Consider the following 19,455-nt stretch of genomic DNA (forward strand, 5'->3'; position numbering starts at 1 on the left):
CAGCCTTCTACTTGTTCTCGTTGATGGGTGGGGGTGGAGGTGGCGGTGTTGGTCGGCCCGACTGACGCGTCTGGTCGAGCTTGGCGTTGGCAAGCCCGAGCAGCGATCCGGCATAGGCGCCGGGAGACGCGATCGCCTTCTCCTTGGCTGCGGATCCGGCAGCCCATCCAGCACTTCCAATACCGGACGCCATGCCGCGCAGCGCCGCTCCAGCCAACGAAGAGCCCCCTGCCCTCGCCGAGCTAGCCGTCTGCGCTCCTTTCGTTGCGGCACTCGCGCCAAGGAAAGCGCCGCCGGCCGCGAATGTCGCGGCCTGGCCGCCATGACGGATCGCTTCCATACCTCCGGCAATCGACGCGCCCTGGACCACACCCTGCAGAATCGGCGGGACATACATGGCGATCACGAAGACCACCACCGAGATGCCGGCGATGGCAAGTGTGGTGATGAACTGCTCGGAGGTCGCTGTCGGCGCTTCCGCCAAGCCGAGCAGGATGTCGGAGCCAATCTTGGCGATCATCACCAGCGCCATCAGCTTCATGCCGACGGAGAAGGCGTAGACCAGATATTTGACCGCGAAATCCTTGGTGAAGGACGAGCCGCCAAGACCGAGCATGATCATGCCGGCGAGCAGACCGACATACATCTCGACCATGACGGCGACGAAAATCGCGGCAACCAACGAGAAGGAGACGACGACCACGACCATGGCGAAGACGGCGGCGATCGCCAGCGCATTGTCTTCCCAAAGCCCGAACTTCGCCTGCTCGGACATTTTGGTCGCGACCCGAATGCCGGCGTCGAAGATATTTGCGGGTGAAGCCGAGCCGCCGCCGGCACCGATCTGATAGAGGCTGTCGACCACGGCCTTGGCGAAGGACGGGCCCTGGTCGAGGATGAAGGCGAAGAGACCGATGAACATGATCCGCCGGACGAGTTCGGCGAACCAGCTGTCGAGCGAGGCGGCGTTGATCGCCAGCCACACCGCGGCGATCCCGACCTCGATGCCGGCAAGGATCCAGAACAGCGACCGCGCCGCGTTCATCACCGTCGTCTCCCAGCCTTTCGCGGCTGTGACGACGGAGTTTTCCAGTGTGGTTAGAACCGAACCCTGTTGGGCAAGCGCCGGTGTCGCGACCAACAGGATGAGGCCGATCGAAATGAACGAAAGCTCCAGCTTCCGGGAGGGACGGACGATCACCATCGCGGCTTCATCTCTTGGCCACCGCGGATGTCGCGGTCCGGGTCGCCGCTGAAGAACTGTTCGCGATGCTCGCGGCGCTCGGTTTCGGAGGCAGGTCGCGTAGCGGCTGTACCGGATCCGGACATGGGAACCGGACGCGGCTGGATCACATTCCAGGTGACGACGCTGGCACTGAGTGCGGCAATGCCCGCCAATACGAGGATGACGACCAGACGCGGACTCACCAGCGGGGCTCCATCGTCTGGCCGCCGCGGATATCGCGCTCGGTTCCGCTGAAGAACTGTTCCCGTCGTGCCTGGGCCAGATCCTTTTGCGCCTGTTCGGACTGGAACCATGTGCCCATCATCGTCATCTGCTGGGAGACAAGGCCGCGCAGCTTCTGCATCTGGGCGACCTGCTGGGCTGCGATCTGATGCCCGACCTGCAGCGCTTTCATCTGGCCATCGGCCGTTTCCGACATCGACCTGAGCTGCGACATCGTGCTCTCCTCGCTCGAGAACTGGTCGGCGGTCAGGTTCGCTGCCTTCAGCGTACCGGCGATCGTGTCGCGGTTCGTGTCCGACCAGTTCTGGTAAGTCGTGGAAAAGCTCGCTCCTTCAGGCAGATTGCTCTTCATCTCGGAAAAGCTCTGGAAGCGTTGCTTGAGCACGTCGTCGATATTGCCCATCGAGAAGGCGACGCCCTGTCCCTGGGCGACAACGTTTTGCAGGTTCTTCAGGTCGCTTTCGACCTGCCCCCAGATATGGTTCGGAAGCTGCGCCGTGTTCTGCAGTAGATTGTTGTAGATATTGAGCTGGTTCTGGATCTGCTCTGCAAGCTGGGAGATCTGGGTGATCTGATTGTTCACCTGCTCAGCCGATTTGCCGACCAGCGAGACGAGCTCGGCATTGTTGGCGAGCTGCGTCCACTCGGTCGCCTGACCGGTGACGCCGCCTGCATAGGCGGAAACCGGTAGCTTGGCGGAGAGCATGATGGCCGCCATAACGGTGGCGCACGCCACCTTACTTGGCCGGGAAGAATGTTTCGGCATGGGCGATCCCCCTTTGCTGGAGCCAAGGACAAGGCCATGCGGCCCCATGTTCGGAATGAAGAGCACGAATGCGCTTCAGGTCTTCCTTGCCGGATGCCCCGACGAAGGAGAGCGCGACGGGACCGAGCGCCATGTCGAAGAGCCTGCGGCCCTCGGGTGAGACGACGTAGTATTCGCGCTTTGGAAGCGCCGTCGCGACGATCTCGATCTGCCGTTCGTTGAAGCCGATGCGCTCATAGAACTCTCGTGTGCCGGGCTCCCGGGCAGCCCCATTCGGCAGGCAGATTTTGGTCGGGCAACTCTCCTTCAGCACATCGATAATGCCGGAGCGCTCCGCGTCCGAGATCGACTGGGTGGCGAGCACGACGGCGCAATTGGCCTTTCGCAACACCTTCAGCCATTCGCGGATCTTGTCGCGAAACACCGGGTGGCCGAGCATCAGCCAGGCCTCGTCGAGAATGATCAGGCTGGGTGCGCCGGTCAGGCGCTTTTCGATGCGACGGAAGAGGTAGGTGAGGACGGGCACGACATTGCGTTCGCCCATGTTCATGAGTTCCTCGATCTCGAAGCACTGAAAAGCGCCGAGCGCCAGACCGTCTTCCTCGGCATCGAGCAGCTGACCCATAGGTCCGTCGATGGTGTAGTGATGCAGCGCGTCCTTGATCTCGCGCATCTGCACGCCCGACACGAAATCCGAGAGCGAACGGCCACGCGATTCCGCCATCAGCCCGATCTGCCGGGAGATGGCGTTGCGATAGTCCGGGGTGATGGTCACACCCTGCAGCCCCACCAGGGTCTCGATCCATTCCGACGCCCACGCGCGGTCGCCATCGGTCGAAAGCTCGGCAAGCGGGCAGAAAGCCAGCGCCCTCACTTCGCCTTCTGCCGAAGGACCGATATCGCCGCCGATCTGGTAGTGATCGCCATCAAGACCAAGCGTCAACGGCAGCATTGAACCGCCCTTGTCGAAGGCAAAGACCTGGGCCTGGCTGTAGCGCCGGAACTGCGCGGCGATCAGCGCCAGCAGGGTCGACTTCCCCGAACCGGTCGGCCCGAAGATCAGCGTGTGTCCGACATCGTCGACATGTAGGTTCAGCCGGAACGGCGTCGAGCCACTGGCCACCTGCATCAACGGCGGCGAGCCAGGCGGATAGAACGGGCATGGCGCGACAGGGGTGCCCGACCAAACCGAGTTCAGCGGGATGAGGTCGGCAAGATTGCGGGTGTTGATCAGCGGCTCGCGTATATTGGCATAGGAGACGCCCGGCAGGCTGCCGAGAAAGGCGTCGGTCGCATTCAGCGTTTCGATCCGTGCGCCGAAACCTTCGGCCTGGATCAGCCGGCGGACCGCCTCGCATTTTTCCTGAAGGCGCGCCTGCTGCTCGTCGAAGAGGACGATCACGGGCGTGTAATAGCCATAGGCGACGAGCTGGGAGGAGGCTTCGGCAATCGCGTCCTCGGTCTCGGCAACCATCAGCATGGCGTCCTGGTCGACCGAGCGGCTTTGCGTCTGGAAAAGCTGGTCGAAGAAGGGCCTGACTTTCTGCTGCCATTTCTTGCGGGTGCGTTCGAGTTTCGCCCTCGCCTCCTCGGCATCAAGGAAGACGAAGCGCGATGACCAGCGATAGGTGAGCGGCATCAGGTCGAGGCTATTGAGGATTCCGGGCCAGCTTTCTGCCGGCAGGCCGTCAATCGCCACGATGCCGAGAAAGCGGTTTTCGACCAAAGGGGTGAGACCGTGCTGCAGCTCGGCCGTCACCAGCCAGTCGAGATACATGGGGATTTCGGGCAAGCGCACCGGATGGTTCTCGCCGGTGATGCAGAAGCGGATGAACTGAAACAGCTCGTCATAGCGGGCGACCCGGAAGCCGCCGCGCTCTGACGTCTCGCGTGTCATCATCCGGCGGATCGACACGACATTGGCGAGATATTGCTCGACTTCGCGGATCGAGGTCTGGAAGCTATCGAGCGCTTTGTCGGCATAGGTGGCGGACCTGCTGCCGGCGTCGGAATAGACATAGCGCGTCAGGCCTGAGCGCCTTGGCTCCGGCGGCCGCCACGTCAGGATCAGCGCGTGCCGGCTCTCGAAATGCCCCCTCTCCTTCTGGAAATGGGCTCGTCGTTCGGCGTCGATCGCCCGCGTGACCGGATCGGGGAAGTGGCAATCGTCCTCGGTCGGATAGTCTCCGGTCGGAACCCTGATGGCCTCGACCTGGATCATCCATCCGGAGCCGAGCCGTGACAGGATTGCATTGATCTGCCGCGACACCTCGTTGCGCTCGGCGTCGGTCGAGCTCTCGCTGTCCGGCCCCGCGAAATACCAGCCGGCCATCAGCGAGCCGTCCTTGAGCAGGATTATACCGTTGTCGACCAGGCCGGCATAGGGCACGAGATCGGCAAAGGACGGACCGGAATGACGGAATGACTTGAGGGCAACCATCGAAAACCCTCAGAACTTGCGCCAAGGCGACGACGTCGCGCGATAGAACGCCTTATAAGAGATATGGCGGACATAGACCCGCCGCATCAAAGGATCAGCTTTCGCCATCATGCGCAGCGCCGCGACAGCGATCAGCCAGATTGCGATGCCGAAGAGCGCCGCGTACCAGGTCAGCACGACGAAGATCAGGATAACAGCGGCAAGCGCGGTCAACAGCACGAGCTCGCGGTCGGCGCCCATCAGCAGGTTCGGACGCGACAGCGCCCTGTGCACGCGCGAACGGGACAGCCTGGAGCCGGCCTCAGCCATGAGCCCCCTCCCCTTCCGTGCGAAGCACTTCCGTCGGCTCGGTGATGTGAGGTGCCGATCGCACTTCGACCTCGCCGATGCTGGCGCCGGTTGCGCCGAACAGGGCGACGATTTGAGTTGCGCCCAGCAGAACGCCGCCGACGAGGGCGACGTAGCAAAGCCTCCGCGCGAAATCATTGAGCTCGCCGCCGAAGATGAGCATGGCGCCGGCGATTGCCACAGCTGCCAGAGCGATGAAGCCGGCAACAGGCCCGGTGATGGACTGCTGAATCTGCTGCAGCGGCGACTCCCATGGAAGGCCGCCACCACCCGAGGAAGCCAGTGCCGGTTCCGCCAGGGCGAGAGCGATAGCGGCGAGGCCCAAGCAGGCGAGCGTGATCTTTGTCTTATGCAACATGGCTGTCCTCATCGACCTGGGCGTAATGTTCGGTCCGGTAGCGGGCATTGCCGAAACCCTCGACATGGATTACCTCACGGACCCGCCTTCCCTTGCCCGTGCGCTCGACGGAGACGACGAGATCGACGGCCTCCCCGATCACTTCCTGCATGGGCTGCTGGCTCGCTTCCGCGGTCAGCTGCTCCAGCCGGCGCAAGGCCGACATCGCCGTATTGGAGTGGATGGTGGTGACGCCCCCCGGATGGCCGGTGTTCCATGCCTTGAGCAGTGTCAGTGCGGCGCCGTCGCGGACCTCGCCGACAATGATGCGGTCAGGTCGCAAACGCATGGTGCTTTTCAGGAGCCGGGCCATATCGACCGTGTCGGTGGTATGCAGGCACACGGCGTTTTCCGCCGCGCACTGGATCTCGGCGGTGTCTTCCAAGATGACCATGCGATCGTCCGGCGCCGTCGCGACGATCTCGGCGATGACGGCATTGGCGAGTGTCGTCTTGCCGGACCCGGTTCCGCCGGAAATGACGATGTTCATGCGCGACGCGATCGCGCTGCGCAGAACCGAGGCCTGTGCCTCCGTCATCACTTTCGACTTGACGTATTCGTCGAGCGGGATGAGCCGCGACGCCCGTCTCCGGATCGTGAACGCGGGCGCCGATACCACCGGCGGAAGCAGGCCCTCGAACCGATGTCCGCCGATCGGCAGTTCGCCGGAAATGATCGGTTGCTCATCGTCGGCTTCCGACTGCAGGGCATGAGCGACGCTGCCGATGACGACTTCGGCAGTGGCGGCACTCATCGCACCGGCCGGGGCAACGCCATGCCCCAGCCGTTCGATGAACAGCCTTCCGTCGGGATTGAGCATGATCTCGACGACCGTTGCATCGTCGAGTGCGACGCAAAGCTGGTCGCCGAGGGCGTCCTGGAGTTTACGAACGAGACGGGGATGGGAACGCAGCTGGGTCACGCCGCGCTCCTGAAAGGACCAGCGTCACTATGCTCGATGATCGAGCGATAACCTGCCGGGCAGACCCGATCGAAGCTGGAGCGATCGGCCGGCAGGCTGCCCGCGACGGCTGTGGTATTGCCGATGGCCACGGGGTCGCCGAGACGGCTCATCGGCCATCCCGCCCGGTTCAGGATGCGCTCGAAGCGGAGATCAGTAGCGGTGACGATCTCGCTGTAACCGTTGGCCATCGACCATTCGATGATGCCGGCGAACATCATAAGCGTCACCTGATGGAGGCTTCCTCCCCTCCCCGCGGGAAGCGACGTGTCCACGCAGAAGCGCGAGCTCTCGACTATTCCCTGCTGAGCATCGAGCGATCCCCGCTCCAGCAATTGGGGAAAGGTTTGCTCGAGCATCGTCGTGCCAGACGCGGGAAGCAGCCGCGCGCAGCCGACGACCTTCTGTTCGGCCGAGATCGCAAGGATGTAGGTCGGCAAGAGATCATCGTACTGATCCCGCTCTCCCTGTTCGGTGATGGTGACATCCCATTCCAGGCGGCTGCCAAACACCGCGGCCCGAAGACGGTGCATCTGGTTCAGGTGGTTGCGGTTACTTGCGTAGTGGTCGGTCGATACGCTCAGAATCTGCATTGTGATCTCCGCATGAACTGGTCAGGCGAAGGGAAATCATCTCGTGCTGCGTGTGGCTATGTGCAGATTTGCATCCGGTGATTCTGCCGAATCGGCGGTATAGCTGTCGAAAATCGGGCCGAAGCCGGAGTCTGAAATGTTGATAAGAGGTGCAAATCTGCATTTCCTACAACCCCCTGCAAACAATGGGAGGTAGGCTAACTACAAGATAATGATTGATGAATCCGCTTTCAGCTTAAATGGGGCAAAAGCGCGTTAACCTTTCGTTAACCAAAAACGCCTTGCAACCAAACACGCATTCAGTAATCGTCACGGAAAAATGGCATTACATGCCGATTAACCGTGACAAGAGATTCCACCGTGAGCAAAGCTGTTGCCATATCCCGAAATGATCGTCCCTCGGTAGATGTCACTATTGGTGATCACGCTGAACAGCTGAGCTCTCAGCTCCAGGCTATGAGCGAAGCCCTGTTCCCTCCGACGTCGCACAAGAGTTTGCGCAAATTCACGTCGGGTGAAGCGGCGCGCCTAATGAAAATATCTGATTCGACCCTTCGAAAGATGACTCTGGCGGGTGAAGGTCCTCAACCCGAACTCGCCAGCAACGGAAGGCGCTTCTACACACTCGGTCAGATTAACGAAATCCGGCATATGCTGGCAGGCTCTGCCCGCGGACGCGAGAGTATCGAGTTTGTGCCCCATCGGCGCGGCTCGGAACACTTGCAGGTCATTGCGGTGACCAATTTTAAAGGCGGCTCCGGCAAGACAACAACGTCAGCCCATCTTGCTCAGTATCTTGCATTGCAGGGCTACAGGGTACTTGCTGTAGACCTCGATCCGCAGGCCAGCCTATCGGCACTCCTCGGCGTTCTCCCGGAGACGGATGTAGGTGCCAACGAGACACTGTACGCGGCAATCCGGTACGACGACGCTAGGCGGCCGCTCAAAGAGGTGATCCGCTCAACGTACTTCGATGGCCTGCATCTCGTCCCGGGAAACCTCGAGCTTATGGAGTTCGAGCACACAACCCCAAAGGCCTTGACTGACCGTGGTTCGAGAGATGGGCTTTTCTTCACGCGTGTCGCCCAAGCATTTGACGAAGTCGCCGACGACTATGACGTCGTTGTCATCGACTGCCCTCCCCAGCTCGGTTTCCTGACACTCAGTGGTCTGTGCGCCGCGACATCAATGGTCATTACGGTGCACCCGCAGATGCTCGATATCGCGTCCATGAGTCAGTTTCTGCTTATGACTCGCGATCTTCTCGGTGTCGTGAAGGAGGCCGGAGGGAATCTACAATATGATTTCATCCGCTATCTGCTGACCCGGTTCGAACCCCAGGATGCCCCGCAGACGAAGGTCGCGGCGCTGCTGAGGAACATGTTCGATGATCACGTCCTGACTAATCCGATGGTGAAGTCTGCGGCGGTTTCCGACGCCGGCCTTACGAAACAGACGCTCTATGAAATCGGGCGAGAGAATTTGACTCGTTCGACATACGACCGGGCGATGGAAGCTTTGGACGCGGTGAACGCCGAAATCGAAGGATTGATCAAGGCTGCCTGGGGACGCTCATGATTGGAGTATTGCAGGATCCCTACATACTGTTGGGAGCTCCCAACAGACTCCACCAGAGCCGATTTCTGTTTTCGTTGCAGGGGTCGTATCCAACAATTTTGACCCAAAAGGTTGGGGGAAGCCGCCGCCCAAGCTGCTTTAGCCGCAGCTTGTTGGGAGCTCCCAACAGGCCGCCTTCCGCCGGATGCGGTGCTTCGAAACTAGCTTGCGGAGATCAACGCCATGAGCCGTAAGGACGCAATCGACTCATTGTTCCTCAAGAAGCCGGTTGTGAGCGAAAAAGCTGCAACGGACAAGTCAGCTGCCCGTGTGCGCACTGGCGCAATCTCCGCGATGGGCTCGTCACTGCAAGAGATGGCGGAGGGAGCGAAAACCGCAGCTCGACTTCAGGATCAGTTGGCTTCGGGCGAGGCGGTCGTTTCCTTGGATCCGTCGATGATTGAAGGATCGACGATTGCCGATCGATTGCCGACCGCTATTGACCCAAAATTCGATCAGCTCAAGGCAAGCATCGCTGAAAACGGACAGCAAGTTCCGATCCTCGTTCGACCTCATCCGGAAAAGACTGGCCGGTATCAAATTGCATACGGACGTCGGCGGCTACGGGCTGCCATAGATCTGGGTCGAGAGGTGTCGGCGATTGTCCGAAGTCTGACCGATCGTGAGCTAGTGGTGGCTCAAGGACGAGAGAATCTTGATCGCGCCGACCTTTCATTCATTGAGAAGGCGCTCTTTGCGCTCCGGCTCGAGGATGCGGGTTTTGATCGCGCAACCATTACTGCTGCCCTATCGACCGACAAGTCTGACCTAAGCCGCTATATCGCCGTCGCGCGGAGCATTCCAGAGAAGCTTGCTATCCAGATTGGCCCGGCCGCGAAAGCGGGTAGATCGCGCTGGGCAGCGCTTGCTGAAAGCCTCGGGAAACCAAAGGTCATGGACGCTGTTGAGGCGATTCTGGGGTCTGAACGGTTCTTGGCCGCGGATAGCGACGCTCGTTTCGCTCTCATCTTCGATGTTGCATCGAAGCGGTCGGCCAAGCCTTCCAGGAAAGTAAAAAACTGGAGCACGCCGAAGGGGAAAAAGGCGGCGCGCATCCAGCTAGAGACCGGGAAGACAGCATTAATTTTCGACGAGAAACTGGTGCCATCTTTCGGAGAGTATGTCGCGGACCAGTTGGATCGTTTGTATGTCCAATTTCTTGAAACGAATGAAGGAGAGAAAGCCGACCGAGGGTGACATTTGCATCAATTCCGAGCCGCGCTCGGTAGAGATGAAAAACCACGAACCGCAAAAGAAAAAGGCCACCGAAACAAATTCCGGAAGCCCTTCTCTGTAGTGTCGCAACTAAGAGAATCGCATTTCCGAGAATCACCGTCAAGAGTCTTCTGAGGCTCAACGCCCTTTCGGCGGGCAGATTTCTTTTGCCTAACAAAAGGTAAAAGGAAATGCAGACGCATATCTCGACGACGCCCTTCGGGCGGCGGGCGATGACGCTCGGCCATATCGCAAGTCAAATGACTGCAAAGGCTGTCTCACCTGAAGCTGCCGCCCACAAGTGGCAGGTCTTTCAGCATATCCGCGAAGCACGGGAACTGATCGGTGCTACGGATCGGTCACTCTCAATTCTCAACGCATTGCTGTCGTTTCACCCGGAGACATCCTTGAGCGGCGACGCAGAACTTGTCGTCTGGCCGTCCAACGAGCAGCTCGCTGCGCGCGCAAATGGCATGCCGGCGACGACCCTCAGACGGCATATTGCGGTGCTCGTGGACTGCGGCCTCATCATCCGCCGAGACAGCCCCAACGGCAAACGCTTCGCTCGCAAGGGCAGGGGAGGGGAAATCGAACAGGCCTACGGCTTCGACTTGTCACCAATCGTGGCGCGCGCAGACGAGTTTCGAGATCTGGTTGAAGCGCTACAGGCTGAGAAAAAGGCGTTTCGCGTTGCGAAGGAGCGTCTTACGTTGCTCCGGCGCGATATCGTCAAGATGATCGAAACCGGCATCGAGGAGAACGTTCCTGGGAACTGGGGCAGGATCACGCAGACCTACCAGGCGATCATTGCCAGGCTTCCACGTTCGGCTCCCCGCGAGCTTGTAGAGTGCATTGCCCAAGAACTTCACGAACTTTGCGTCGATATACGTGACGTATTGGAATCATTTGCAAAAACAAAGATTCCGGACGCCAATGAGTCCCATTTTGGCCGTCACATACAGAATTCAAAACCAGACTCTAATTTTGAATCTGAATACGGCTTAGGAGAAAGAAAAGAAGCGAGCGGCAGCGTTGCGGAAACCGACAACCTGCGGAGCTTGCCGAAACGGGAGCTATCATTGGGGATCGTGTTGGATGCCTGCCCGCAAATTCGGGAACTGGCGCAGGGAGGGGCAATCCGGCACTGGCGCGACTTACTGGCGACGGCGGAGCTCGCCCGGCCAATGCTGGGAATCAGCCCGAGCGCTTGGCGGGAAGCCCGCGAAGCCATGGGCGAGCAGCATGCGGCGATTACGCTTGCCGCGATCTACCAAAAGGCCAGCCAGATTAACAACGCCGGCGGTTATCTGCGCAGCCTGACGGATCGAGCCAAGGAGGGGCAGTTCTCGACGTGGCCGATGGTCATGGCATTGCTCCGAGCAAAGCTCGACGCGCAGAGGTCCGTTGATTTCCAGGATGGTGCTCAATCGGATGGTGGGGCTGAAGCTGGAGATCGCCTGCAGGTCTCGGATTCGCTGCTGAAGAGCCTGCAGCGGCCGAAATCGCGATGACTGTCGCGATGCTATCCGGCGAGAGGAGCGGCTGTGTCGCTGGGACTGGCGATCAATCCCGATCGGCGGGCACGGTCGATGAGGTTCTTCACAGACGAGGGCGACCATTTGGACCCACCGCGTGGAGTGCGCTCGTGCAGCCGTTCGAGTTGGGTCGCGATTTCGCGAAGCGTCAGGTTCGGGTTCGACGAATGGATACCGGCGACCAGCGTCATCAACCGATCCTCGGGCAGCCGGGGAGGGGATTTGCGAAGCAATGCCGCATCGGCCATCCGCTCCGCGACCATCCATTTCACGGCGCGGCGAAGACGCTCCGGCGTCCAGTCGAGGTCGCGTTGGTTCAATACGCGGGCGATGTCGTCCCAGGTGTGATCCGGCCGCATGCGCCGAACGGTCGGAAGCCATTGATTGGCCGTTGCCTGTACGCGTTCTCCGTAAGCTGCTCTTTGTGCCGCGGTCATCTTAGCCAGCGCCTCGGGACGCCGTTCCCGGATGCCGGGATTACCGGGCAGCTTTCCCTTGGATTTGGCCGCCTTGATGCCTGCCTTCGTTCGTTCAGAGATCAGCGCGCGTTCGAGCTGCGCCACGGCGCCGAGCACCTGGAGCGAAAACATTCCCTGCGGCGTCGACGTGTCGATTGGATCGCGAAGCGACCGAAAATGCGCGTTCTTGGCAGTCAGATCCTCGATGACCTCGAGCAGATGGCTAACGGATCGCGCCAGACGATCGAGCCGCACGACTATGAGTGTGTCACCGGCGTTGATCTCTCCAAGCACCTTGGACAGGGCTGGACGGGCGCGCGCCGCGCCGGATCCGTGTTCCTGAACGATGACGTCGCAGCCGGCCGAGCGGAGCTCGATCTCTTGAGCCTCGGTCGCCTGTTCGTCCGTCGAGACGCGCGCATAGCCGATCAGTCGTCCCTGAGGTCGACGGGAAGAGCGATTTTGAGCGTCACGAGCCATTTTGAAGCGCCACAGAGGTCATCATCGAGAGGTTTTCCAAATGCAGAAGATACGGATAACCGATCGTTTGTAAACGTCTCTTGTTGCCATTTGCCGGGGCGCTGAATGTCGAAAACCATTGAAAAATGGCCATTCTCGTCGACCTGAGGCGCGGTGGTCATACCTCTGTTCAATCCGGAAGGCCTAGCCGCCTTTACTAAGTACGCGCGCGGGAAAAACTACCTATGTGACGGAAGCGAAGGACATGATAGCTTCCGTATCGGATTGGCTGGCATTTTATTACAATGGCTTACGAAATCGAGAAATTGCCTCTGGAGACGCTTCTTCCAGCCATTGCACGGGCCGAAGATCGACTTGCCCGACTCGACGAGGTTATACGCCGCAGCGCCGTCGGCGATGGTTTTGTCGAGCGGGGACATTTCTTTGATGCGGCTGCCAGTATGTGGGTGGCGGGCGAACTCGTCCATGTCGAGGACCTCGTGCTCCACGATGCCCAAATGGATATCCGGGCGCCCACCCATGAGCTGACCATCGGGCACACGATCCTCCGTGCTCGGCGTCGGATCTTCGGTGCCGATCCCGCCTGGGCGGTCAGCGAGGGCGGCGTGGCTGCACTGACAGGAGCGGTTCTCGGCGCGGAGCGGCAGCAAGAGTTCGCGCTGGCCGGGCGAGCAGGGGAGGGGAGCGTCGATCTCGACGATGATGAGGATGGTGTGCTTGCCCGCGAGTTCGCTGATATTGATGCGATCATCAGTCGCTCGCAGCGAGTCCTCGACGCGTTGAGCGACGGCTCTGCGCCGACATCCGCAGCGCGCCCCTCACTCGCCGTCGGCGACCTGGTTATCCGCGACCCAGACTGGGATGAGGCGGAACGGCTGTCACAATGGCGTTCGGTCCTGAAGTGTGCAGAAACACTGCCACCCGCACTTGCGGCCGTGCTGTTGTACGACGCCTGGGAATCCTTGGAGCCGGTGCAACGCCAGCACTGGCTCGGTGGCCAGCTCGTCGTCGCCTATCTCCGGTCGAGCGGCAAGATCATCTCGCATCTGCTGGCATACAATGTCGGGCTGAAAGCTGTTCCTCGAGAGCGACGTCGCGCGAGAGAGCGAACGACGCGGTTGCTCGCTTTCCTTGAGGCGATGTCGATCGCGGCGGAGGCTGGCATGAAGGAGATCGTCCGGCTCAACCAGGCGCGGGATCAGATGGAGCGGAGGATGCGCGGCCGTCGCTCGTCGAGCAGCCTTCCGGCGGTGATCGATCTGATCCTGTCGCGCCCGATCGTGTCGGCGTCCATGATCGCAAAGGCGGCCGGGGTGACGCCCCGCGGCGCTCTGAATTTAATTGGCGAGCTTGGTGCTCGCGAGATGACGGGCAGGGGTAGATGCCGAGCGTGGGGCGTTCTCTAGACCCGCACGACCTTGCTCCCTTGCCACCAGGTGGCCCGACCATGCAATGCGTTTCACTCTAGCAGGGTTATTCAGCGCTTGTTGAAAACCCTCGTCCACTGAAATTCGCTTGACTGGGTTCACCGAAGGCGCCATTTTCAGCAAATGTTGAAAACCGACGACTCATTGAATGAACTCGAAAGCCAAGCAGCGAAGGTTGTTGAGGGGCTGCTGCAGAGTGTGCCCGTCTTACGGATAAACAAAGTGGAGCTGACGTCACCACGCTCCGGCGTCGATATTCTGGTAGAACTCAACATAGATGGGCATCACCATTTCCTGGTTTGCGAGGTCAAGCCAGCGGGCCAGCCGCGGCATGTGCGTGCGGCCCTCCTTCAGCTCCACAAAGCCGCGGATCATTTCGATCCACCGGCAACACCGATCTTCATCGCGCCATATCTATCGCCGGATGCGCAAGCGCTATGTCGGGAGTTCAATGTTGGATTTATCGATTTCGTGGGGAACGCGCGGATCGCGTTCGAAAGCGTCTTCATCGAGCGGCAGGTCGACGCGAAGCCACCCGCGGTCCACCGCAGTCTGAAATCAATATTCAAACCAAAGTCGGCGCAGGTTCTTCGGGTTCTTCTTCGCGATCCTATTCGACCATGGCGAGTCGCAGACCTCGCCCAGGCCTCCGATGTCAGCCTTGGCCACGTCAGTAATGTTCGGAGCGAGTTGGTCGACCGCGAATGGGCCGAGGTTACGGAAGATGGCTTGCGGCTTTCTCAGCCCGATGGACTCCTTGACTCTTGGCGCGAAGCCTATGAAGCGCCGGCAGGCGAGCGCATGAGTTTTTACACGACGCTCCATGGCCAATCCTTGGAGGCCTCTGCGCGAGGCGCACTTGGTGCACAGGAAGGCTATCCCCACGCTGCGTTCGCCTCGTTTTCGGCGGCGCACTGGCTGGCCCCTTATGGCCGCGTTGCCACACAACATTTTTACGCGGATGCGGCCGGGCTCAACCGTCTGCGCGATGCCCTGAAACTTTCCCCCGCGGCGTCGGGAGCGAACGTTGTGGTTACGGTGCTTAAAGACCGTGGCCTCTTCAACGATATCGTCGAGCCTGCCCCGAATGTAATCTGCACGAGTCCCGTCCAAACCTATCTTGATCTTTCCATCGCGGGCGAACGCGGAGCGGAAGCTGCTGAACATCTCAGAAAGGAACTCCTTTCATGGCGAAAATAGTGCCGCCCGAGCCTCAGTCCGCAGCGGATTATGAGGACCGCACAACGAAGGCCGTGAAGGGTGTCCTTGTCGAAATCGGACAGATCCTCGGCAGCTTCAAAGGGAAGTTCGCGGTGATTGGTGGTGCGGTTCCCTGGCTGCTGCTCGACAATGAGGACATGCCCCATGTGGGGACACTTGATGTCGATCTCGGCCTCGACGCGGAAGCCCTCGGCGATGGCGAGTATGTGAACTTGGTCGAGGCTCTCTTGGGCAATGGGTACAAGCAGAGGGAGGAACTTCGGCGCTTTCAGCTTGTCCGTCAGGTGCCGGTAAACGATGGCGGGGCGCCCATCGACATCGTCGTCGATTTCCTCATGCCCCGTCACGCGGAGATCGTGAAGAATAGCCCGCCGATCTTGAGCGATTTTGCTGTTCAGCGCGCTGACGGAGCGGACCTTGCTCTTCGCTTCTACCAACTCGTCGCGATATCCGGAGATATGCCGGAAGGCGGCACCAACCGCGTCGAGGTAGCCGTATGCTCGATCCCTGCCTTGCTTGCGATGAAGGGCTATGCCCTCAACGGCCGTCACAAGCAGAAGGACGCCTACGACATCTATTATTGTATTCGAAATTATCCTGATGGGATCGAAGCCCTGGCCGCAGCGTGCAAACCGCTACTCGAGCATGAGAGCGGCTCACAAGGCTATCAATATATTGCGGAGAAGTTCGACGCGCCCGAAGGATATGGGCCGACGAGCGTCCGAAAATTCGTTGCTGAGACGGATATCCTTGATGGTCGCACACCCGAGCAATGGCAGCAGGATGCCTTCGGGCAGGTCGACGCGTGGCTGCGAGCTCTTGGTTTGCGACATTGACATAGTCACGAGGCGGAACTCGACGGCATAAAAACACATGATTGGGGGGAATGTGGGTAGTTCCGGATCACGCTGGCTCCGATGGGAGCCTCATATTCATGCACCGGGTACCGTACTGAACGATCAGTTCAATGCCACCGACAGCTGGGAGCAATATCTCACCAGGATTGAAATGGCGGCGCCCGTCATCCGCGCGCTAGGCGTCACCGATTACTATTTGCTCGACACTTATGAGCGCGTCCGTGATGCGAAACACCGCGACGGTCGCCTTCCTGGCGTCGACCTTGTCTTTCCGAATGTGGAGCTGCGACTTGCCTTTGGGACCGTCAAGGGCAACTGGGTGAACTGCCATCTTCTCGTCAATCCGCAGGATCCTGATCATGTAGGGGCTACACAGCGCTTCCTCGCGCAATTGACGTTCGAGTATTCTGGGGATCGGTTCGCATGCACGCCAGACGAGCTCACGCGCCTCGGCTCGAGGATCGATCCCGGTCTCTCTGGACGAGCTGCACTCGCACGTGGCGCGACGCAGTTTAAGGTGAGCTTTGAACAGTTGGTGGAGCTCTATCGCGCGATCGATTGGGCCCAAGCCAATGTTCTCATAGCAGTTGCCGGGAGCGAGCATGATGGCACGTCCGGCATGCGGGGCGAAGCTGAAGGGGCGCAGCGACAGGAGGTTGAGCGGTTCGCTCACATCATATTCGCCAGCAGCATCAGTCAACGGGATTTCTGGTTAGGCCGTAAGAGCAGCGCCACGCCGGACGATATCCGCTCCCGGTATGGAGCACTCAAACCCTGTCTGCACGGAAGCGATGCCCATGAGACAGCAAAAGTCGGGGCTCCCGACGGCGATCGCTATTCCTGGGTAAAGGGGGGTGCTCACTTCGACTCGCTGCGTCAGGCGGTCATCGATCCTGCCGGACGGGCATTTGTCGGCGCCGCACCTCCGACCCGCGCCACGCCCTCGCAGGTGATTTCTTGCGTCACGATCCAAAATGCCGACTGGGCGGCAACACCCGTCGTCGAGCTCAACCCTGGGCTCGTCGCTATCATCGGCGCGCGGGGTTCAGGAAAGACGGCTCTCGCCGACGCGATTGCCGCAGGTTGCGATGCGGCTTCTGAACATCTCAGCCCTGCCTCCTTCCTTCTCCGAGCAGGGGATCTACTCGAAGGGGCAAGTGTCCGACTTGACTGGGGCAGCGGCGACCCATCCGAACGCGATCTGCTCGACTACGACTATGATGCCGAGCTAGACGGACGCTTCCCGCGGGCGTGTCAACGGCGGAGCAAAAGTCGTCCATTGGGCGGCGTAAAAGTAGGCCACCTGACGCCGCACGCGGGGAACGTCGGGAGGGCGTAGCCCGACCAGAGTTTCCCGCGTGCGGCGTTGGCGACTTTTTGAGGGGCTTCAGCCTGCCCTTCGGGCGCGGCTTTGAGCGAGACGATAGCTGTCGCCGTTCATCTCGAGGATGTTGACGTGGTGGGTCAGCCGGTCGAGCAGTGCGCCGGTCAGCCGTTCCGATCCCAGCGTCTCGGTCCATTCGTCGAATGGCAGATTGCTGGTGATCAGGGTGGCACCGCGTTCGTAGCGTTGCGCGATCAGCTCGAACAGCAATTCCGCCCCGGTCTTTGACAATGGCACGAAGCCCAGTTCGTCGATGATCAGGAGCTTGTAGGCTGCCATCTGCTTCTGGAAACGCAGCAGACGTCGCTCGTCGCGCGCCTCCATCATCTCGCTGACCAGGGCAGCGGCGGTCGTGAAGCCGACGGACAAGCCCTTCTGGCAGGCGGCCAGACCGAGACCGAGCGCCACATGGGTCTTGCCCGTGCCGCTGGGGCCAAGCGCGATGACGTTCTCGCGCCGCTCGACCCATTCGCAGCGGGCCAGCTCCAGCACCTGCATCTTGTTGAGCTTCGGGATAGCGGCGAAGTCGAAGCTGTCGAGGCTTTTGACGACCGGGAACCTCGCCGCCTTGATGCGGCGTTCGACCTTGCGGCGATCCCGTTCGATCATCTCCTGCTCAGCAAGCCGAGTGAGGTATCCGACATGGTCCACGCCCTGTGTGGCGCAGAGCCGGGCCAGCTTCTGATACTCGCGCTGGAAGGTCGGCAGCTTGAGGGTCTTGAGCGTGTGGGAGAGCAGGATCGCAGGGGGATTGTCTGACGCTTGGGTGCTCATGCGGCATCTCCCGCATGCGTCGACAGAAGCCGCATATAGGCCTTTGCCGATGTCTTCTCGACGGTGGCTCTTGGCAGGTACGGGTAGATGGACAGGTCCAGTCTCGGCGGCCGCCGCTCCACCTGGCACAGGAGAAGATGCTTGACGGCATCGAAGCCGATGGCCCCGATCTGGAGGGCCTGCTTCACCGCCACATGCAGATCGGCAAGCTCGAAGCTTTCCAGCAGCCGCAGCACCTGCACATACTCGCGCCGGCCATGCTTTGCCATGCGCGCTTCCATCAGGCGGCGCAGCGTGGCGAACGCCTCGGGCAGATCCCAGCCCTGAAGAGGAGCGGCCTGATCCAGCGCGTTGATCTTCTGTTCGATCAGCGGCAGGTAATGCAGCGGGTCGAACACAACGTCTTCCCGTTCCCAGCTTCGAGGATGACGAGCGATGATCTCGCCACGGCAGCCGATCACCACCTCGTCGACATAGCCCCGGATCCATACATCCTGATGGCCGAAGGCGACCGGGACGGAGTAGTCGTTGGTCCTGTAGCGCACCAGCGCCTGGGAAGAGACCCGACCGCTGGCCTGATCGCAGGCCTCAAAAGGCGAAGCTGGCAGCGGCCGCATCGCCGCAAGATCGCGCTGCAGCCGTTCTGCGATCGTCTCGCTCTCGCCGCGCAGCCTGTCGCGCTGGCGCTTGCGGCATTGCTCTTCCAGCCAGGCGTTGAACTCATCCCACGTCGCAAAGCGCGGGATCGGCACCATGAAGTTGCGACGGGCATAGCCGACGAGGCCTTCGACGCTTCCCTTGTCATTACCCTTGCCGGGGCGGCCATAGCGATCCCGGATCAGGTAGTGGGACAGGAAGCCGCTGAACAGCACTGTCCGCTTGCGCGTGCCATCGGCCAGGATCTTCGACACCAGGCAGCGGTCGTTGTCATAGACGATCGATTGTGGCACCGCCCCGAAGAAGGCGAACGCATGGACGTGGCCATCAATCCAGGCCTCTGACACCGCCGCCGGATAGGCCCGCACATAGCAGGCGTCGCTGTGCGGCAGGTCGAGCACAAAGAAGTGCGCCTTCTGCTCCACGCCGCCGATGACAACCACAGCCTCGCCAAAGTCAGCCTGCGCGTGGCCCGGCGGATGCGATAACGGCACGAACACTTCCTGCCGGCGCTGCTCCCGCTCGCGCATGTAGTCCTTGATGATCGTATAGCCGCCGGTGAACCCGCACTCAGCCCGCAACCGGTCGAACACACGCTTGGCCGTGTGGCGCTGCTTGCGCGGTACCTTCAGGTCTTCGTCCATCCAATGATCAATGGTCGAAACAAAGGCGTCCAGCTTCGGCCGACGCACCGGGGCCTGACGGCGATAGCCCGGAGGCGTCGAATACGACAGCATCTTGGAAACGCTGTCGCGTGAGATATTGAAATGCTTCGCTGCCTGACGTCGGCTCATCCCCTCCGAGACCGCCAGACGCACCTTCAGATATAAGTCCACGGTGTAGATCCCCTGACCCTC

General features: G+C 60.6%; 17 protein-coding genes and 1 pseudogene. 7 read left to right on the forward strand and 11 right to left on the reverse strand.

Going from position 1 to position 19,455, the window contains the following annotated elements; genetic code table 11:
* Positions 1-7: 7 nt before the first annotated feature.
* From trbL to traI, 8 genes are read right to left on the reverse strand one after another with little or no spacing between them, the layout of a single operon-like run.
* Positions 8-1,204, reverse strand: coding sequence for a P-type conjugative transfer protein TrbL (trbL, locus tag SL003B_RS22090; protein WP_013650738.1), 1,197 nt, complete (start codon positions 1,202-1,204; stop codon positions 8-10).
* A complete protein-coding gene (gene trbK / locus SL003B_RS22095; RefSeq protein ID WP_041376402.1) occupies positions 1,198-1,428 on the reverse strand; it encodes an entry exclusion protein TrbK in 231 nt (76 codons plus the stop codon). Before trbK ends, trbL begins: the two co-directional genes overlap by 7 nt.
* Positions 1,425-2,234: a P-type conjugative transfer protein TrbJ gene (gene trbJ, locus SL003B_RS22100; protein ID WP_041376403.1), complete on the reverse strand. Its 810-nt coding sequence runs from the start codon at positions 2,232-2,234 to the stop codon at positions 1,425-1,427. The genes trbK and trbJ overlap by 4 nt, the downstream gene beginning before the upstream one ends.
* The gene (locus SL003B_RS22105) at positions 2,206-4,674 is read right to left on the reverse strand and encodes a conjugal transfer protein TrbE (protein ID WP_013650741.1); all 2,469 of its coding nucleotides are present in this window, start codon (positions 4,672-4,674) and stop codon (positions 2,206-2,208) included. Before SL003B_RS22105 ends, trbJ begins: the two co-directional genes overlap by 29 nt.
* 9 nt (positions 4,675-4,683) lie before the next feature.
* Positions 4,684-4,983: a conjugal transfer protein TrbD gene (locus SL003B_RS22110; RefSeq protein WP_013650742.1), complete on the reverse strand. Its 300-nt coding sequence runs from the start codon at positions 4,981-4,983 to the stop codon at positions 4,684-4,686.
* A complete protein-coding gene (gene trbC, locus SL003B_RS22115; protein WP_013650743.1) occupies positions 4,976-5,380 on the reverse strand; it encodes a conjugal transfer pilin TrbC in 405 nt (134 codons plus the stop codon). Before trbC ends, SL003B_RS22110 begins: the two co-directional genes overlap by 8 nt.
* Positions 5,370-6,341: a P-type conjugative transfer ATPase TrbB gene (gene trbB, locus SL003B_RS22120; protein ID WP_013650744.1), complete on the reverse strand. Its 972-nt coding sequence runs from the start codon at positions 6,339-6,341 to the stop codon at positions 5,370-5,372. The genes trbC and trbB overlap by 11 nt, the downstream gene beginning before the upstream one ends.
* Positions 6,338-6,973 (reverse strand): acyl-homoserine-lactone synthase, encoded by a 636-nt coding sequence (gene traI, locus SL003B_RS22125; protein ID WP_013650745.1) that lies wholly within the window; start codon positions 6,971-6,973, stop codon positions 6,338-6,340. Before traI ends, trbB begins: the two co-directional genes overlap by 4 nt.
* A gap of 360 nt (positions 6,974-7,333) precedes the next feature.
* Between traI and repA the strand changes: the two genes are divergently transcribed.
* The 3 genes from repA to repC all read left to right on the forward strand — a co-directional run bounded on the left by repA (position 7,334) and on the right by repC (position 11,316).
* Positions 7,334-8,551 (forward strand): plasmid partitioning protein RepA, encoded by a 1,218-nt coding sequence (gene repA / locus SL003B_RS22130; RefSeq protein ID WP_013650746.1) that lies wholly within the window; start codon positions 7,334-7,336, stop codon positions 8,549-8,551.
* 222 nt (positions 8,552-8,773) lie between these two features.
* Positions 8,774-9,787, forward strand: a complete 1,014-nt coding sequence (repB, locus tag SL003B_RS22135) for a plasmid partitioning protein RepB (RefSeq protein ID WP_013650747.1) — start codon at positions 8,774-8,776, stop codon at positions 9,785-9,787.
* A 209-nt stretch (positions 9,788-9,996) separates the two neighbouring features.
* Entirely contained in the window at positions 9,997-11,316 is a 1,320-nt protein-coding gene (repC, locus tag SL003B_RS22140) for a plasmid replication protein RepC (RefSeq protein ID WP_013650748.1), read from the forward strand.
* Between the two features lie 11 nt (positions 11,317-11,327).
* On the opposite strand, the gene SL003B_RS22145 is transcribed toward repC, so the two are convergent.
* On the reverse strand, positions 11,328-12,278 hold the full coding sequence (locus SL003B_RS22145; protein ID WP_013650749.1) for a recombinase family protein: 951 nt from the start codon (positions 12,276-12,278) through the stop codon (positions 11,328-11,330).
* A gap of 284 nt (positions 12,279-12,562) precedes the next feature.
* Between SL003B_RS22145 and SL003B_RS22150 the strand changes: the two genes are divergently transcribed.
* The 4 genes and pseudogenes from SL003B_RS22150 to SL003B_RS23020 all read left to right on the forward strand — a co-directional run.
* Entirely contained in the window at positions 12,563-13,684 is a 1,122-nt protein-coding gene (locus tag SL003B_RS22150; protein ID WP_013650750.1) for an RHE_PE00001 family protein, read from the forward strand.
* A 144-nt stretch (positions 13,685-13,828) separates the two neighbouring features.
* Positions 13,829-14,905, forward strand: a complete 1,077-nt coding sequence (locus tag SL003B_RS23015) for a type IV toxin-antitoxin system AbiEi family antitoxin (RefSeq protein WP_003501469.1) — start codon at positions 13,829-13,831, stop codon at positions 14,903-14,905.
* A complete protein-coding gene (locus tag SL003B_RS22160; protein ID WP_035243691.1) occupies positions 14,893-15,762 on the forward strand; it encodes a nucleotidyl transferase AbiEii/AbiGii toxin family protein in 870 nt (289 codons plus the stop codon). Before SL003B_RS23015 ends, SL003B_RS22160 begins: the two co-directional genes overlap by 13 nt.
* Before the next feature lie 37 nt (positions 15,763-15,799).
* A pseudogene (locus tag SL003B_RS23020) lies at positions 15,800-17,035 on the forward strand (ATP-binding protein); the annotation flags it as partial.
* A 135-nt stretch (positions 17,036-17,170) separates the two neighbouring features.
* On the opposite strand, the gene istB reads toward SL003B_RS23020, so the two are convergent.
* Both istB and istA read right to left on the reverse strand, forming a co-directional pair.
* The gene (gene istB / locus SL003B_RS22170) at positions 17,171-17,941 is read right to left on the reverse strand and encodes an IS21-like element helper ATPase IstB (protein ID WP_013650723.1); all 771 of its coding nucleotides are present in this window, start codon (positions 17,939-17,941) and stop codon (positions 17,171-17,173) included.
* Entirely contained in the window at positions 17,938-19,434 is a 1,497-nt protein-coding gene (gene istA / locus SL003B_RS22175) for an IS21 family transposase (RefSeq protein ID WP_013650752.1), read from the reverse strand. Before istA ends, istB begins: the two co-directional genes overlap by 4 nt.
* Positions 19,435-19,455 lie beyond the last annotated feature (21 nt).

The sequence above is a fragment of the Polymorphum gilvum SL003B-26A1 genome (assembly GCF_000192745.1).
Lineage (GTDB): Bacteria > Pseudomonadota > Alphaproteobacteria > Rhizobiales > Stappiaceae > Polymorphum > Polymorphum gilvum.

Excerpts from the sequence above, each read along its gene's own strand:
- trbL (WP_013650738.1), bottom strand. The coding sequence starts at position 1,204 with ATGGTGATCGTCCGTCCCTCCCGGAAGCTGGAGCTTTCGTTCATTTCG.
- trbJ (WP_041376403.1), bottom strand. The coding sequence starts at position 2,234 with ATGCCGAAACATTCTTCCCGGCCAAGTAAGGTGGCGTGCGCCACCGTT.
- SL003B_RS22105 (WP_013650741.1), bottom strand. The coding sequence starts at position 4,674 with ATGGTTGCCCTCAAGTCATTCCGTCATTCCGGTCCGTCCTTTGCCGAT.
- SL003B_RS22110 (WP_013650742.1), bottom strand. The coding sequence starts at position 4,983 with ATGGCTGAGGCCGGCTCCAGGCTGTCCCGTTCGCGCGTGCACAGGGCG.
- trbC (WP_013650743.1), bottom strand. The coding sequence starts at position 5,380 with ATGTTGCATAAGACAAAGATCACGCTCGCCTGCTTGGGCCTCGCCGCT.
- traI (WP_013650745.1), bottom strand. The coding sequence starts at position 6,973 with ATGCAGATTCTGAGCGTATCGACCGACCACTACGCAAGTAACCGCAAC.
- repB (WP_013650747.1), top strand. The coding sequence starts at position 8,774 with ATGAGCCGTAAGGACGCAATCGACTCATTGTTCCTCAAGAAGCCGGTT.
- repC (WP_013650748.1), top strand. The coding sequence starts at position 9,997 with ATGCAGACGCATATCTCGACGACGCCCTTCGGGCGGCGGGCGATGACG.
- SL003B_RS22145 (WP_013650749.1), bottom strand. The coding sequence starts at position 12,278 with ATGGCTCGTGACGCTCAAAATCGCTCTTCCCGTCGACCTCAGGGACGA.
- SL003B_RS22150 (WP_013650750.1), top strand. The coding sequence starts at position 12,563 with ATGGCTTACGAAATCGAGAAATTGCCTCTGGAGACGCTTCTTCCAGCC.
- SL003B_RS23015 (WP_003501469.1), top strand. The coding sequence starts at position 13,829 with ATGTTGAAAACCGACGACTCATTGAATGAACTCGAAAGCCAAGCAGCG.
- SL003B_RS22160 (WP_035243691.1), top strand. The coding sequence starts at position 14,893 with ATGGCGAAAATAGTGCCGCCCGAGCCTCAGTCCGCAGCGGATTATGAG.
- istB (WP_013650723.1), bottom strand. The coding sequence starts at position 17,941 with ATGAGCACCCAAGCGTCAGACAATCCCCCTGCGATCCTGCTCTCCCAC.